Here is a 288-nt window from a genome sequence, read left to right on the forward strand (position 1 = left end):
TGTCGGTGGCCTTCATCCTGCAATACATGGTTGCCGGCACGCAGTGGGTCGAAGCACAAATGAGCCTGCGGCCATTGCGCTGGATGGGCACCGGGCTGCTGTTCGCCACTGCCACCGGTCTCGGTGCGCTGCTCGCCGGTTATCCGTTCCTGACCACTCACACCTGGCACATCAGCGTGCCGTTGCTCGGTGATATCCATATTGCCAGTGCGCTGTTCTTCGACGTCGGCGTGTACGCCGTGGTGGTCGGATCGACGTTGTTGATCCTCACCGCCCTCGCCCACCAAT

General features: G+C 61.8%; 1 protein-coding gene. It reads left to right on the forward strand.

The annotated features are described in order from the left end of the window. Positions 1-288 (forward strand): MnhB domain-containing protein (locus tag AAEY83_RS14015; protein ID WP_351059755.1); only part of this gene is annotated, 288 nt, incomplete at both ends.

This window comes from Psychrobacter sp. TB20-MNA-CIBAN-0197 (assembly GCF_040309765.1).
Lineage (GTDB): Bacteria > Pseudomonadota > Gammaproteobacteria > Pseudomonadales > Moraxellaceae > Psychrobacter > Psychrobacter submarinus.